This window comes from Mucilaginibacter sp., from assembly GCF_025359345.1.
In the GTDB taxonomy this organism is placed as follows: Bacteria; Bacteroidota; Bacteroidia; order Sphingobacteriales; family Sphingobacteriaceae; genus Mucilaginibacter.
In genome coordinates, this window is record NZ_JANYGQ010000033.1 from 142,585 (window position 1) to 157,716 (window position 15,132).

The 15,132-nt window shown below is 43.0% G+C and carries 12 protein-coding genes; 8 read left to right on the top strand and 4 right to left on the bottom strand.

The window, feature by feature from the left end; all coding sequences use genetic code 11:
• The first annotated feature begins 71 nt into the window (after nucleotides 1–71).
• A complete protein-coding gene (locus Q0R52_RS23075; RefSeq protein ID WP_295799144.1) occupies nucleotides 72–617 on the top strand; it encodes a hypothetical protein in 546 nt (181 codons plus the stop codon).
• A 97-nt stretch (nucleotides 618–714) separates the two neighbouring features.
• Here Q0R52_RS23075 and Q0R52_RS23080 read toward each other — a convergent pair whose 3' ends face one another.
• Genes Q0R52_RS23080 through Q0R52_RS23090 form a run of 3 tightly spaced genes read right to left on the bottom strand, consistent with a single transcriptional unit; the run spans nucleotide 715 to nucleotide 1,916 of the window.
• A complete protein-coding gene (locus Q0R52_RS23080; RefSeq protein WP_295799146.1) occupies nucleotides 715–1,131 on the bottom strand; it encodes a hypothetical protein in 417 nt (138 codons plus the stop codon).
• 1 nt (nucleotide 1,132) lies between these two features.
• On the bottom strand, nucleotides 1,133–1,606 hold the full coding sequence (locus tag Q0R52_RS23085) for an SRPBCC family protein (RefSeq protein WP_295799149.1): 474 nt from the start codon (nucleotides 1,604–1,606) through the stop codon (nucleotides 1,133–1,135).
• Entirely contained in the window at nucleotides 1,599–1,916 is a 318-nt protein-coding gene (locus tag Q0R52_RS23090) for a metalloregulator ArsR/SmtB family transcription factor (RefSeq protein ID WP_295799152.1), read from the bottom strand. The genes Q0R52_RS23085 and Q0R52_RS23090 overlap by 8 nt, the downstream gene beginning before the upstream one ends.
• Before the next feature lie 289 nt (nucleotides 1,917–2,205).
• On the opposite strand from Q0R52_RS23090, the gene Q0R52_RS23095 reads away from it, so the two are divergent.
• The 7 genes from Q0R52_RS23095 (at nucleotide 2,206) to Q0R52_RS23125 (ending at nucleotide 10,664) form a co-directional block, all read left to right on the top strand.
• Nucleotides 2,206–5,037, top strand: coding sequence for a TonB-dependent receptor (locus tag Q0R52_RS23095; RefSeq protein ID WP_295799156.1), 2,832 nt, complete (start codon nucleotides 2,206–2,208; stop codon nucleotides 5,035–5,037).
• A 58-nt stretch (nucleotides 5,038–5,095) separates the two neighbouring features.
• The gene (locus Q0R52_RS23100) at nucleotides 5,096–6,523 is read left to right on the top strand and encodes a hypothetical protein (RefSeq protein ID WP_295799159.1); all 1,428 of its coding nucleotides are present in this window, start codon (nucleotides 5,096–5,098) and stop codon (nucleotides 6,521–6,523) included.
• A 22-nt stretch (nucleotides 6,524–6,545) separates the two neighbouring features.
• Nucleotides 6,546–7,556 carry a hypothetical protein gene (locus Q0R52_RS23105; protein WP_295799162.1) on the top strand — a complete coding sequence of 337 codons (1,011 nt, stop codon included), beginning with the start codon at nucleotides 6,546–6,548 and terminating at the stop codon, nucleotides 7,554–7,556.
• 14 nt (nucleotides 7,557–7,570) lie between these two features.
• On the top strand, nucleotides 7,571–8,746 hold the full coding sequence (locus Q0R52_RS23110; protein WP_295799164.1) for a metallophosphoesterase: 1,176 nt from the start codon (nucleotides 7,571–7,573) through the stop codon (nucleotides 8,744–8,746).
• Between the two features lie 262 nt (nucleotides 8,747–9,008).
• Entirely contained in the window at nucleotides 9,009–9,341 is a 333-nt protein-coding gene (locus Q0R52_RS23115; protein WP_295799167.1) for a metalloregulator ArsR/SmtB family transcription factor, read from the top strand.
• Entirely contained in the window at nucleotides 9,331–9,792 is a 462-nt protein-coding gene (locus Q0R52_RS23120) for an SRPBCC family protein (protein WP_295799168.1), read from the top strand. The genes Q0R52_RS23115 and Q0R52_RS23120 overlap by 11 nt, the downstream gene beginning before the upstream one ends.
• 86 nt (nucleotides 9,793–9,878) lie before the next feature.
• Nucleotides 9,879–10,664, top strand: a complete 786-nt coding sequence (locus Q0R52_RS23125; RefSeq protein ID WP_295799171.1) for an alpha/beta hydrolase — start codon at nucleotides 9,879–9,881, stop codon at nucleotides 10,662–10,664.
• 78 nt (nucleotides 10,665–10,742) lie between these two features.
• Here the strand turns inward: Q0R52_RS23125 and Q0R52_RS23130 are convergent, their stop codons facing one another.
• Complete coding sequence (locus Q0R52_RS23130) at nucleotides 10,743–14,771, bottom strand: cache domain-containing protein (RefSeq protein ID WP_295799174.1); 4,029 nt, start codon at nucleotides 14,769–14,771, stop codon at nucleotides 10,743–10,745.
• Nucleotides 14,772–15,132 lie beyond the last annotated feature (361 nt).

Below are 15,132 nucleotides of genomic sequence, written 5' to 3' on the forward strand. Positions count from 1 at the left end.
CCGGGTTTGCAATTACGCTGCCAATGGTTACCTTAGAGCATAATTTAATTACCCAATTCTAAACCTTACCCATGGACAGAACCCTAAAAATCTACACCAAAACCGACCACCTTTTTGCTGAATTTGTATTTAGCTACAACCACCCGCGACAGGCCACGGCACACTATACCCAATACCACCGCCTGTATAACGATGACGAGGAAGATGAAAACAAATCGGTTTACCCGGGTTTTGATACGGAAACATACCTTGATTTCAGGCAGTTCGACTCAATAGAACAAATTAAAAACTATGATATTGAAGTAGCGAAAAAGGAATTGGGGCGTGATATGACTGATCCGCGCGGGTACAATTATGTATATGACGCCACCCCGGTGCTGCTGCGTTATATTGTTACTAACCGCATTGGCGGTATGGTAAACATTTTGTTCAGCTTTGCAGGAAATACCAAAGAGGTGAAATTTTTGTCGGCTGTTCATCCCAGGTTTGATTTTGATATTTCTTCAAACAGCCTGGAAACCAACATCAATTGCATAACCCGGATTCCGTTGTATGTCGACCGCGATGTTTGGGAGATAAGCAGCCGCGATTTGAAACGGTTGGAGCCGTGGTATTGACAAATTTTTCAATGTAGAGACGCAATATTTTTCGTCTCCCACAGATAGGTAATTAACAATTGTTTACTGGGAATAATGATAACCTATGCGCGGGAGACTAAATCTTGTCCCTAAAATATAATGCCGCCAACGTACACACCCCCGCAAGGGCAGAAAATGCCGCAGCAAACGCAAAAAAGTAAACATATTCTAAAACGGCCATTGCCAGTAAAAACACGCTCAGTAACCCTACAAATCTGCCAAATAAGTTGTTCGCGGCATCCCCGGACAAAAACCATAGCAATGCGCTAATCAGCAATAATACGCCAATCATTATAAAGCCATAACCATTAAAAAACAAAGCCAGCGTTACCTGCCTGCCCATAAATCCAAAATGCACTGTTTCCATTCCTTTAACAACTTGTGCAACGGCCGCGTTGGGGGCATCGTTCCAGGTAAGTGCACCCATTGTGTGCCCTGCGGTATGTAAAAGCATTAGTATTGATGCAATACGCAATAATATTTTTGGTTTCATTTTACAAAGTGTTGGCTTGTTCAGTAACGTTTTTATACAGATTTATAATTAGGCCCCAGCCCTCGTCCATACTCTCGAAAGTTTTGCCGCCACTGCCGAGCCTGTCGAGGTTTCTGTGCTCAAATTTCACCATGGTCTTTTTAGGGCCGTCCGGTATAAAATTTACTTCAACTTCGGTCATTAGTTCCGGGTCGAACTGAAATTCACCATTTATTTGCCAGGCCAAACCGAGAAAGCTATTCGGGTCCCAGTTCAACACATAGCCAATATTGGCTTCGCTACCGTCTTCATGGCGGGTGTACCAGCGACCGTTCAAGCCGGGTTCCACCACCATTTCAATCATCGGTGCTTTGCCGATATGATGTGTGCGTGGCCACCATAAATCCATCTTTTCGCTAAAAACTTTAAAAGCCGTGGCTTGCGAGGCTTCAACAATAACCTCCTTTTTTATTGTTGCGATTTCTACATTATTCATTTTCTTTTTCAGTTTGTTCTGCTGCTAATTTGAATGCGGCCAGCGCTGTATCCCAAAACTTGTCTAAATAGTTACGCATGGCTAAAATCCCTTCCTGGTTAATTTGATAAATGTTTTTTGTGCCCTGCTGATTTATGCTTATCAGCTTTGCCTCGCGCAACACTTTTAAATGTTGTGACACCGCAGGCCGGCTAACTTGTAATCCTTCGGCTATATGTACCACTGCCAGCGGCCGGTCGCGGAGTTTTTCAAAAATCATTCTCCGGGTAGGGTCGCCCAATGCGTTAAATGCTCTCTCACTGTTGCTCATATATTCAAAATTAAAAGTAAGTATTAACTTACCGTTAGTACAAACTTACCAATAGTATTTTAAAATGCAAGAGAAAATTAAAAAAAAATGATCGGCTGCCAACCTGGGTGCTTCTCGCTGTATCTCCATTAATTTAATGTTAATATTAAATTGGCCAGTATTAACAATTAAAGACCTGCCTCCACTAAATATTATCGGCAGATTATTATTGCGTTAAGGAATTATTGGAGGCGCGCTAATTCAGAATTTACACAGAATTCGGGCGGTTCCTTTGAGGAAAATACCCTTAATGAAACTAACGTATACTTGCTTATTCGTCCTCTTTTCCGTTTCTTTTTCTTTCGCATCTACCATTTCAGGCTATATTTTTGATAAAAGCGCTAATGAACAACTGGTAGGGGCTACAGTAACCCTGGCGCCCGGTAATTTCAAAGCATCCTCCATGCTTAATGGCAAATACCAGGTAAATAATGTTACGCCCGGCAGTTATAGAATTAAGGTGTCTTTTATAGGCTACCGGCCTATTGATACCACATTGGTGGTTAGCGCCGGCTCGGATATCAGGCTTAACTTTTACATGGTTTCTGCAAATTCAAGCTTGAACGAAGTCGTTGTAACCGCAAAAAGCAATAAGGAATCTGATCAATATTCAAAACGGGCAGAGCAGCGTGCAAATAATGTGATGAACATTGTTTCGGCCAACTCGATCGCTATTTCGCCTGATATTACAGTGGCTAACGTAATGGCCCGTGTTTCGGGTGTTTCGGTGGAACGCGGCAATACCGGCGATGGGCAATTTGCCATTATACGGGGCATGGACCCACGCTATAATACCACCCTGATAAATGGTGTAAAAATACCGAGCCCGGATAACAAGCAACGGTATGTGCCCCTGGATATATTCCCTTCGGATTTAATAGAGCGTATTGAGGTATCAAAATCGCTAACACCCGATATGGAAGGTGATGCATCGGGCGGGGTAATAAATATGGTGATGAAAACTGCCCCCGACCAATTACGTATCGAGGGAAATTTGGGTGCCGGTTACAGCCAGTTGTTTTCGATGCGGCCGTTCCAGGGCTTTAACAATTCAACGGTAAACTCAAAATCGCCTGCGGAGATATTGGGGATTGGAGTGCCTGCTGCAATTAGCGATTTCCCCTATCAAAACCTGATTACTTCATCAACAAAGACGCCAGTCAACAGCAATTTTAGTTTAACAGTAGGCGACAGGTTTTTAAATAAAAAACTGGGCGTTATTTTCTCAGGCAGCTATCAGAATACTTACGCCGGGAACAACACATCACGCCTGGTTGAAAACGCAACGTTGGGCCCTGCGCATGGTCCGGATGCAGAAATGACTCAAGTTTTCCCCGATTACCTGAATCGGCAGTATTCGTCGTTAACCAACAGACTGGGGTTGGTTTCAAATATCGATTATAAGTTTAATAAGGATAACTCGATAAGCTTGTTTGGCATATACGCGCAACTGAATGAAAACAGGGTGAGGATTACCGATGACCTGCTTTTAGGCAATTATTCGTACCATGGATATACAGGGGGCTTCCAGGAAAGTTATGAAACACAAACCAGGAAGCAATTGCAAAGCATTTACAGTGCCATACTGCATGGGGATAATAAACTCGCCGATTCATTTACTGCAAATTGGTCGGTTGCCTTCTCGCAGGCTAAGCAGGAGTTACCAGACATGGCAACTTTCGAAACTACGCAGCAAATTAGCCCCAATACATCAGGAACGGCCACGTCACTTACTTATGGTCCCCTGGCTGTTCGGCCTGAAAGTCGCCAATGGTCGCACAATACAGATAAGGATATATCAGGTTACCTGAATCTGAAATATGATACTAAAATAAACGACCATAAAACCCTATTTCTTTTAGGAGGAATGGTTAGGCATAAAACGCGCGACAATTTTGATAATACCTATCATTTGAACGCTCCGCCCGATCAGGATTCAACCTACCAAAAATATGTTTCGATACCCGCTTCAAAATTTGCATTTATTCCAACTTCGGATGCTGTAGGTAATGCGGCGAGCAACGCTGGCGTGTACACGTTTACCGAAAATGTGGAAGCTGGCTACGCGGGGGCAAAGTATTTCATAAACGACCGGTTTGATGTGTTATTTGGCCTGAGGGTGGAGAGTACCAGCCAGGTTTACGATTCGTCGCTGCCGGCTACTATTGCAGGAAAAACAGCCAACATCAGTTACCTGGATTTTTTACCGAGCCTGAATGCTAAATACGGTTTGAGCAAAAACCAGGCACTGCGTTTGTCTTATTTTCGATCGATACTGCGCCCGGGTTTTTCTGACCTGATCCCTTACCTGGATAACACAGGCTTTGGTCAGGATAATTTCCCTACCCAGGGTAACCCTGCGCTGCAGCATTCGGTGATCGACAATTTTGATTTCAGGTACGAGGTATTCCCGAGTGGGCTTGATCAATTTATGGTTGGGGCATTTTACAAAAACATAGCGAACCCTATCGAGTACGCCCTGGTGCAGACAAATTTTTCGGCCGATTTGACGCTTAGCCCATACAATTTTGGTACCGCGCATAATTATGGGGTGGAAATGGTTTTCAGGAAATTTTTTGGCGACGTTGGTGTATCCGGTAATTATACCTACACCCATTCGCTCATCAATTCGACCAAAGAATTTGATTACAACGACCCGGCCGATAACACATTTCACAAAACGTTTGTGAACCAGCCCAGGCCGCTGCAAGGGCAGGCTGCCCATATAGGCAACGTATCGCTTTTATATAAAAACACCAAAAACGGATTGGATGCCCAACTTGCCTTTGTTTACACCGGCGAAAGGATCAATACACTCTCGCTTTACAAAGACCTTGATAACTGGGAACGCCCCACACTCAATCTCGATTTTTCGGCTCAAAAAGAGTTTAGCCAACATTACATCATCTACATAAAAGTAAACAACCTGTTAAATACGCCGTACCGGTTAGTAGTTAAGCAGCAAAACAAAGCATACAGCGGCGACAATAAACTGCCCATACAGGATAGCCCTAACTATGCAACTATCGAAAACGATAAATTTTACTCAAGGTACCTGCTTGGCTTCAGGTTCAAGTTTTAATAAACAATCAATTAACAACAAATAGTATATCAATTAAAATTTAACAACCCCACTAAACATGAAAAACTTAAGAAATGCTTTTTATCTGCTTTCTTTGCTTGCATTTGCATCATGCAGCAAGAAGGATAAGGCAGTAATTTCGGTGCCGCTATTGCAGGTAGGCAAGCCGGTTAGCAATGCTGCGCCACTATCGGGCGCAATTAAAGGCACAATGCTAGCTAGCCAAACTTATACAGTATCGGGCGACGTAACTATCAATGCAGGCGATACACTTTTAATACAAAAGGGCGTAAAGGTTAATATGACCAATGCAGCAAATTTTATTGTTAAAGGAACGCTTATAAGCCTTGGGACAAAGGACGCGCCGATAACAATTTCCGATCCTACTAAAACAAAAACTACCGGTAATTCTTCAGCCGCTACCGATCCTGCTTATGTAGGTGGATGGGGCGGAATTTATTGCGATGTAACCTGTCCGTTGCTGGTAATTAAGTGGACGCACCTTGATTTTGGAGGTGCAGGCCTTGCCGCTCCGCCTTTCAATGGCCCATCAACCGGCGATCAGTATATTGTGTACTGGCAAAACCCTAACGGTGTGTTTGTTTTGGAAGATTCATGGTTATATGGCTCGCCGGATGATGCAGTACGTTTCTATGGTGGCCACATTAATATGATGAGGAACACGCTTGAAAAGTGCGGTGGCACAGGAGGCGACGGGTTTAATGCTAAAGGCGGAACCCAGGGCAACATGGCTTACAACCTGATTATCGGTGGCGCAACCAACGGAACCAAATCAGCAAATGATGGTGCTAAAGGCTCAATTCAAACCCAGATAGCCATGTACAATAATACCTATGTGAATGATGGTTTCAGGAATACGGGTACTTATGGCGCACGCAGCGGTTCTATCGAGGTGGAAAATAACTCACGGGCTTATGCATATAACAACCTTATTGTTGACTGTAACTTTGGTGTAAGAATAGCCGGTGGTAATAACGTAACAGCTAAGGTATACCTTGCTGACACATTAAACCATGCCGACGGCCCTATCAACAAAACTTCGTACGGTTACAATTTCTATTATGCTGACAACACGGCGCAGGCTAACCAGATCGTGCCGACTAACGTAGCCCAAGCTGTTGTTACTCATCCGCAATCAACTGATATCCCTAATATGGCATCGTTCCTGGGCGCAACTTATACTTTTGGTTTTAAATATGACGGTACCTCGCTGGTGGGCAAAAACAATCCTATGTTTGTTAATTACCCGCTTCCAAACCTCAATTTTGCAAACCAGGCATCTGTTGATGGCTTTAATTTCCACCTGCAACCTGGCTCTCCTGCAGCAGGCAAAGGTACAACTACTGCGTTTTCGCCTATTACCAGTGGAATCCCTATCAGCGATAATTTCGGATCAAGCGGTATCACTCCTCCGGGAAAAGATATCGGTTGCTTCCAATTAGACGGTACCGGTAATCACCACTAATCAATAATTAAACATAATTAACATGACAACCCGCTTTTATAAAAATATCATCACAAGTTTTATTAAAAGCGGGTTGTTCTGCTTTTTGCTGTTGTTCTTGTTTTCATGCAAAAAGGGCGGTATTGCCGGTAACAATTCCTCTGATACCATTCCGGTTAAAACGCAGCCTGTAGTATTTTTAACGCCTACCTACGACCCGTTGTCCCTTGATACGACAACGGCATTTAATAGTGCACCTGTAGTTAAAAATCTGTCACGTACCGACCTTGTAGAAATTTCGGGCGTAGCGGCAAGCCGTGTTAATCCCGGAATATTGTACATTCATAACGATAGCGGTAACCTAAACCAGGTTTACCTTACCGACGGTACGGGTGCCGACAAAGGCACATTAAACTTAGTACCGGTAAGCAACCGCGATTGGGAAGACATTGCTGTAGGCCCCGGCCCGGTTGGCGGCAAAAGTTATGTATACGTGGCTGATATTGGCGATAATGATTCAAAATACAAATCAATATTTATTTACCGTTTCGTGGAACCTGATCTGGCTGGTAAGATAAAGCCTGTGCTAAACATTGATACCGTTGATAAAATTGAACTAAAATACCCGGATGGGCCGCGCAACGCTGAAACCCTGATGGTTGACCCGCAGACTAAGGATATTTATATTGCCAGTAAAGAAAGCAACACATCAAAAATATATGTGGCCCATTACCCGCAAAATACTTCCGCAGGTACGGTAATGACACCTGTTGTGAAATTACTATTCAATAAAGCCACCGGCGGAGATATTTCGCCGGATGGGACGGAGATATTGCTGAGAAGTAAAGAACTTGTGTGGTACTGGAAACTTTCGGACGGAACAGGCATTAGTGCCGGGCTATTAACAAAACCAGATCACGCACCTTACGCTAGCAATGAGCCACAGGGCGAAGGTATTGGCTTTGCTGCCGACGGTTCTGGTTATTTTACAACTACTGAAGTAAGAGACTACCCCGGAAACCCGGCTACGATTTCATTTTATAAAAGAAAATAATTAATAAGCCCGGTATGTATAAATACAGGATAGCATGTTGTTTAGTTATATGTATTAACTTCTTTTTGTGTCTGCAAACAGGTTACAGCCAAACAGCCGCCTCCGAAGTTATCAATATGGTTTTCTCGTCCGATGCACATTACGGCATTAGCCGCAAAACTTTCCGTGGCGATAGCAACGTTACTGGTACCGTTGTTAATGCAGCAATGATTAAGGAAGTTAACAGCCTGCCTAATGTTCAAATTCCGAAAGATGGCGGCGTTAATGGCGGAAATACTGTGGGCCCGATTGATTTTATGGTTCAAACCGGTGATATAGCAAACCGTATGGAGCCGCCGGTTCAATCTGCAGCGGTATCGTGGGCCCAATTTGAGAATGATTACATGAGAGGCTTAAAAGTTAAAGGCCATAATGGTTTGCCGGCAAAATTATTGCTCGCGCCGGGCAATCATGACATATCAAACGCCATAGGTTTTCCCCGGCAAATGCAGCCATTGACAGACCCAGCGTCAATGGTGGGTATCTACAACGTGATGATGAGGCCGGCTGTACCGCTAACCAGCCAGACTTTTGATTATGCCAGGGATAAAGTAAACTACTCGTTTAATTTGAAAGGCATACATGTAATGTTTATCACTCTTTGGCCCGACTCTGCCGAGCGCATTTGGATGACAAAGGACCTCGATACGGTAAATGCAAAAACTCCGGTAGTCGTCTTTACGCATGACCAGCCAACGAGCGAAGCCAAACACTTTACCAACCCAAAATTGCCATACAAAATAGCTGCTGACAATACATTCGAAGACCTTGTTTCGGAGCACTATAAAGAAGGGTATAATGCTGCAAAGGATGATGGCGCTACCGATATGGAGCAGCGTGGCTTTGCGGCGTTTTTAAAAATTCATCCAAACATAAAAGCCTATTTTCATGGTAACAGCAACTGGAATGAATACTACACCTACACAGGGCCGGACAAAGACGTTAAATTACCTGTTTTTCGGGTAGACTCCCCGATGAAAGGCAAATTTTCAGCAAAGGATGAAAAGCAACTTTCTTTTCAATTGATAACACTCGACCCCCAAGCGCAAAATGTTACCGTACGCGAGTGCTTGTGGAATACTATGCCAGCGGATCCCAATCAAAATATAGTTTTTGGACAAAGTATAACTGTATCGCTTAAGGTGAATTAATGCAGAATAAATAAAACGCCTTAGCAATTTAATTACTAAATCTTCAAAAACAGAGTCACCTTTTTAGGTATTTGCGGCACTAAAGAGTAAGATTTGTAATAATTACCACCGTATAAAGTTACAAACTTTACCACCTTGTATCATTCATTGATACCAAGCGCCTTTGCTTTTTACCAGGCTAAATCCATTTAAAAATAAATTTTACAAGCTATTGCGCAGGTGATTGCTTGCGTATATATTTGCAAGTAGTTACTTGCATATTATGAAAGCCAGAAGAGACGTATACCAGGCCATAGCCGACCCCACCCGCAGGGCAATCATCAGCATGATTGCCAATCAACCCCAAAACGTGAACGCTATTGCCGAGAATTTCGATATCAGCCGACAGGCTATATCGCTGCAGCTTAAAATTTTAACCGACTGCGGCCTGGTGAAGATGAAACAGCGCGGCCGCGACAGGGTTTGTGAGGCGCAGCTGGATAAATTGAGCGAAGTATCGGTTTGGGTTGACCAGTACCGCCAGCATTGGGAAAGAAAACTAGACGCAATGGAAACATATATTGAAAAACTAAAAAAAGAACGCGATGGAAAATAAAAGCAGCACACACGACAGGGAACTTTTAATATCGAGAACGTTAAACGCGCCCGTTGAACTGGTTTGGGAAGTATGGACCAAACCTGAACATATTGCCCAATGGTGGGGACCGGATGGGTTTACCAATACCATAAACACCATGAATGTGGAGCCCGAAGGCATATGGGAATTTATTATGCACAGCCCCAACGGCGCAAATTTCAAAAACAGGAGCATATTTAAAGAGGTGGTGCCATTTAAAAAGATTGTGTATGAGCATGTGGTGCACCCATGGATACGGGCTACTATAACTTTTGAAGAGCGCGGGGAGCAAACTCACCTAACATGGCACATGCTTTTCGAATCGGCAGAGGAGTTTATAAAAGTAATAAAGGCACACAACGCAGCAGAGGGCCAAAAACAGAACGTTGTAAAGTTAGCTGCTTATTTGGAAGGATTGAAAAATAAATGAAAGCGTTAATTATCAAATTGAAAACTTTAGTGTCGGCTGTTTTTTTGCTATTTGCAACCACAGCCGGCGCTCAACAAACAAACCATATGGAAACTTTAAAAAAATCAGGACACGCACCGATAAATGGTATCAGCATGTATTACGAAATACATGGTACAGGTAGCATACCATTGGTATTGATACATGGTGGCGGGTCAACGTTCGAAACGTCTTTTGGCAATATTTTGCCACTATTTGCTGCCGATAATGAAGTGATAGTGATGGACCTGCAGGCGCACGGCCGCACGACAGACAGGGATGCACCCGAAAGCTTTGCCCAGGATGCCGATGATGTAGCAGGGTTGCTTAAATATTTAAAAGTTGATCAGGCCAATATTTTAGGCTTCAGCAATGGCGGTAGCACAACTATGCAAATAGCCACACGCCATCCTGAGGTGGTTAATAAAATAGTTGTTATTGCAGGCGCTTACAAGCGGGATGGTTTTATGCCCGGCTTTTTTGACTTTATGCCAAAGGCTACCTTAGCCAACATGCCCCAGCAATTGCAGGATGCGTTTTTAAAGGTAACGCCCGACAAAAGCCGCCTGCAAACCATGTTTGAGAAAGACAAGGCCCGCATGGTAACATTTAAAGATTGGAGTGATGATGATTTGCGCGGCATAAAAGCACCCGCTTTGTTTATGACAGCCGACCATGATGTGATAACCGTTGAACATACCCAGCAAATGTCGCGACTGGTGCAGAGCGGGCAATTGATCGTTTTACCGGGCGTACACGGCGGTTTCTTCGGCGCATTAGAATCAGGTGCAAAAAAGGGAGACAAGTTGACTGGTGTAACCGCGACGCTGGTTGAGGAGTTTTTGACCAAATAACTGCAGGGTAAAATGCTATCAGCCAGGTTTGCCGCATTGTGCAATAACTGGGCACACCTGGCTGCACAGTGTAATGTTTTAAGTCGCCTTACCGCCGTCGCTCCCAAAAAACGTTGACAGCTTTAATACCATTGGCACGCCAACTGTAATAACCGTTAAATATTTAATCAGCGTTGTGTAGGCTTCCTTCTGCGAGGTGAAAAGAAAGGCCAGCAATGCAATAATTAATATAATAAGCGGCACTTTTAATTTGCTCCAGTTGCCGTTATCCTTTATCTGTTGCTGTATCTGGTTAGCTTCTGAACTGCCTATAGCGGTTAGAATAAAATTCCGGAACCCGTTATTAAATATTTTCAATATGCCATCTTCGCGTATTACCAGCCCTTTGCTGATCAGCAGTATAAGGTTATAGTCGTCGAAAGGGTTTACAAGCCCGTCTTCAGCAAGGTCATATAGCAGGAATTTTTCTTCTTTGGTTAATGATTGCCACATGTACATATAAAAGTAATGCGACGTGATGCCTAATTTTAGCGCTAATCCGTCCGGGCCAATTGTTGTTTGGTCAACATCGGGTTGCTTTAGCCTGTTTTCTAATGGCGCCTTCATCCCTTTTAGGAAGTGGCCGTTCCGGGTTTCATAAAGCAGCGTTTTTTCCCAGTCGGGCGTGTTTATATTAACCGGAGGATTGCTGCTGTCCAGTTTTGCAACTGCAATTTTAAAGTGACCGAGCAAAACATGCCATCTCTCCAAATCGTGCTCGGGTGAACGGTCTGACGCTGCAGCGCCCTGGCTGGCCTGCAGTTGATTGAGCGAGTCGAGAAAGTTAATAGGATGTACAGTTGAAATAATAATAACCTTGCTTAAGTTTTTCTGCAACAGGTCTTCCAAAAAAGTAAGCTTTAGCCGATTGGATGCAGGGTTCTTGATATCGTACTCGAAATGGTTAACTATAACAAGCTTATACTTGTCATTTTGAGCTTCGCTTTTCATATTATCCCAATCGGTTTTACTATTGGCATCCGAAGGCTCGTTTGGGATAAGAATCATATCGGCCACAAAGTAATTTATCTCTTTTGGCTTTCTTTTGTCGAAAATTATAGGGGTTTCATTTATCCCTTTTATCATTTTCTTTTTAACCAGGCTAATCACTTTGGTTAATTTTCCAGAGCCGGGAGCCCCAATCAAAAAAACAAGGGTGTTTAATTTGCCGTTACGGAGCAGCAGTTCGTCAATTTTTTCCCAATAACTATCCGATGGCAGGTTTAAGGCAAAAAGCCGCCGCAATACATTGTATAGCAGATACCAAAAACCGGCCATGGCAATTATAAACAATACCCAGTAAGCCACACCTTTGTACCAGTTACTATCGGCAGTAAAAAACGGCAGGGTATATTTAAGCGGCAACGATTGCACTTTGAAATAATGCTGGTCGGCAAGGCGATGGTAAGTTATTCCTAAGTTACCAGCTGAATTTTCAGTATTAAATAAACTGCTATACAACCACGAGCCGTCCTTAGGTGTTCGGTCAAGCTCAGTAAGTCCGGTAATCAATTTGTCGTTGTCTATGGTTAATAACCCGAATAAGGTGGCCGTACGGTGCTCGTCCTCGTGCAGGGCAATTTTTGGTTTGTCAGTAATAAAGGTATCTCTGTTAACCCAAACGCCATCCTGGTACAGGTTTGCTGCGTTTATACTATCAGGCGTTAGTGCATATTGCTGTTTAATGGCTTTGGTAAACAAGGTGTGGCGATAGCGGCCACTTAGCCTAACCTCGTAATTAAAGCTGGATATATAAAATAGCAGTACCGGCAGGCCGCTGGTAATAATAAGGCGGGTAAATGTCATTATCGAAAAACTTTTGCAAAAGTCGCGGGCGGATTGGCGGTAAACCCATTGCTTAAGCGCGGTGCGCTCATAAACCATCCAGAGCACACCAAGAACGCCAATCAAAATTATCTCAAAAAATACAAGATGCCGGATATTGGTAAGTATTGCCGCTATAATATTAACTATAATAACAATTGCAGCTAATGCTACAATGGCATTGCGCTTGGCGGTATATTGGTCGCTGCCTGCGTTTTTATATGCACGGGCATATAGCAAATTCAGCACCAGGTATGACAGACTTGATGCTGCAAGCAACATAAACAAACCTTCGAAGAAGGATAAGCGGGCAAACCCCAGGAATAAACATATCAGCAGGATTGTTACCAGGTTGCCGAACAAAGCTAGATTATATTCGTGGTTGAATTTTTTATTCGGCCCTATCCATGAGAGATCGAAATAGTGCTTTTTATACGATTGCTTTTTTATCGACACTATAAAAACAATCAATAATTCGGCAGCAAGTGCAACAAAAAATGCAAAAAGCATGGAAAAGCTAAAAACAAAATTATTTGTGGCCCGCACACTGGTGAAGGATTGATCTTCCATTATTACTACCTGGTAAGGAAGGGTTGAAAATGGGCTTACATAGGCAGTATACTTTTTACCCGAGTAATTGGTTAAAAAAAGCTTGTCGGTATGGGCGTCAATTGCGGCTTTAAGTGTTTCATGTTCCGAAAACTCGATAAAGAGATTCTCGTTTAATTGCTTTGTGGTATCTGAATGATAAAGCACTTTTCCCTGGCCATCAATAATGCTATATAAAAAGCCGGGCGTGAGAATAGGGTGGTATAGCGCTTTAATATTAAAAGATATTGCTGTGTAAGGAGCCGTGTTGTTTGCCGAGGGGACAGACAGTACAGTAGTAAAGGTATTGGTAGTACGCGAAGTTACAGGTTCCAGATAAAAAGGTTGCCGGCGGTCGCCATGCATATAAAACGGCTTTTGTGTTTTTAACCTTATAAAATAATCGCGGGTAGAGTAATTACCCGGTGGCGGCGCTTCCGCGCCGGGCGTCCAGTTTTCAATTTCGATACCTTTTTGGTCGAGCTGGTATACCTGGTTTACACTAAGGCCGTTAGTGATAGTTTTTAGTTTTGTGGTATCCCAGGCTCTGATTATTTTATCCACGTTAGGCTGGCCCGGCCGTACCTGTTTTTCCGGGATTTTTCTTGGGGCGCAGGCCGCCGCAGCTTTTGTATGTACGAGGTAAGTGTTTTCTATTTCGGCGCTGAATCTGCCTTTAATGCTGTCAGCGAGGTTTTTAGCCATAATTTCTGAAGCTGGTGTACCATACCGGAATAATGTATTGTACGAAAGGAAGGCAAATACAAGGATTGACATTAGCAGCATAGGCACAGTGAGCGAAAACAGGCCGTCGGCAGCTGTCATCCGGTCGTTGCTGCCCATTTGATATAGTTTAATCCAGGGCAGTGCCAGTATTCCCGAAATAGCCAGCATCAATAAAAATAATACTGCCTGCTCGGGTAATTTGTTCCTTTCTTCGCCGTAGTGTTCTTTGGTAAGCAGGCCCACTATTGTAATTGGAGCCGCTGCCTTAAGATTTAGTTGCTGAGAAAAAAATTTATAGGTGGTACCGCTAAGCGAGATGTCTTTTACTTGTTCGGCATTAAAAGCGCTTTTGTCTTTTTTTAGTGAGTCGGATACCAGTTGTGTAATGCCGCTTTGAAAACTCTGGTAAATCAAATCAGATTCGCGAAAAACAATGTATTCATCAAAAATTTTTTGCGGCAATAAAGGTTCTATGAACTGCTTAAATGTATAGGTGATTCCTATACAAGCATTTTTTTTAACGATGTGGATGGAAAGGGTTCGCTCATTAAAAATAATGGATGTATCACTGATTGTTCCGGGAGCCGGTTCGGGGTTGGTTTTTACCCGTACATAATTGGTATCGATGGTTAAGGTAAAGTTTTTGGTGGGATAATTTTTGATGTAGGCCAGCAATTTGGCATTGTTATGAGCTTTTGAGAATGGCTGGTAATTGCTCAATAAATTATTGAGGGTGGCCAGCGAATTGTCGATTTTATCAGATATGTTTTGCGCTGCGTTTTGGAGGCACCTGAATTGCTTTTCTTCGAGCGCACGCTGATTGTTGGGTACGAAAACAAAAAAATACGCGGCGCCAAGCGTTATTATCACCAAAAGAGTTGCAAAAATTACCCCCCGGTTACGGCCGAATGAAAAAAGGTTCCTGATCATGTGATTGTACTTCCATAAGATGTGCGGTGGAGGTTAGTTGGGTAATTGCCCGGGGAAGGCTTATTATGTTATAAATATAAAAATATATATTTATAAATATTGCCTGTGTGCTTAAAAAAAATAATTTTTACGCACAAGTTTGCTGATATTAAACTGAAGGTTTATTGTTAACGTAATGTGACCAATTGATTAACGTTTTGAATAAGCTTGCCGGAACGACGGGAAGTGTAAACCCAATTTGTTGAGTGTTTTTATTTAAATAATTGATTTATAGATATTTATACATGGTTTACACCGGAATATGTAAACCATACAACGTGTACCCAACTTATGCTCTGAAACTATCACCCAACTGATGATG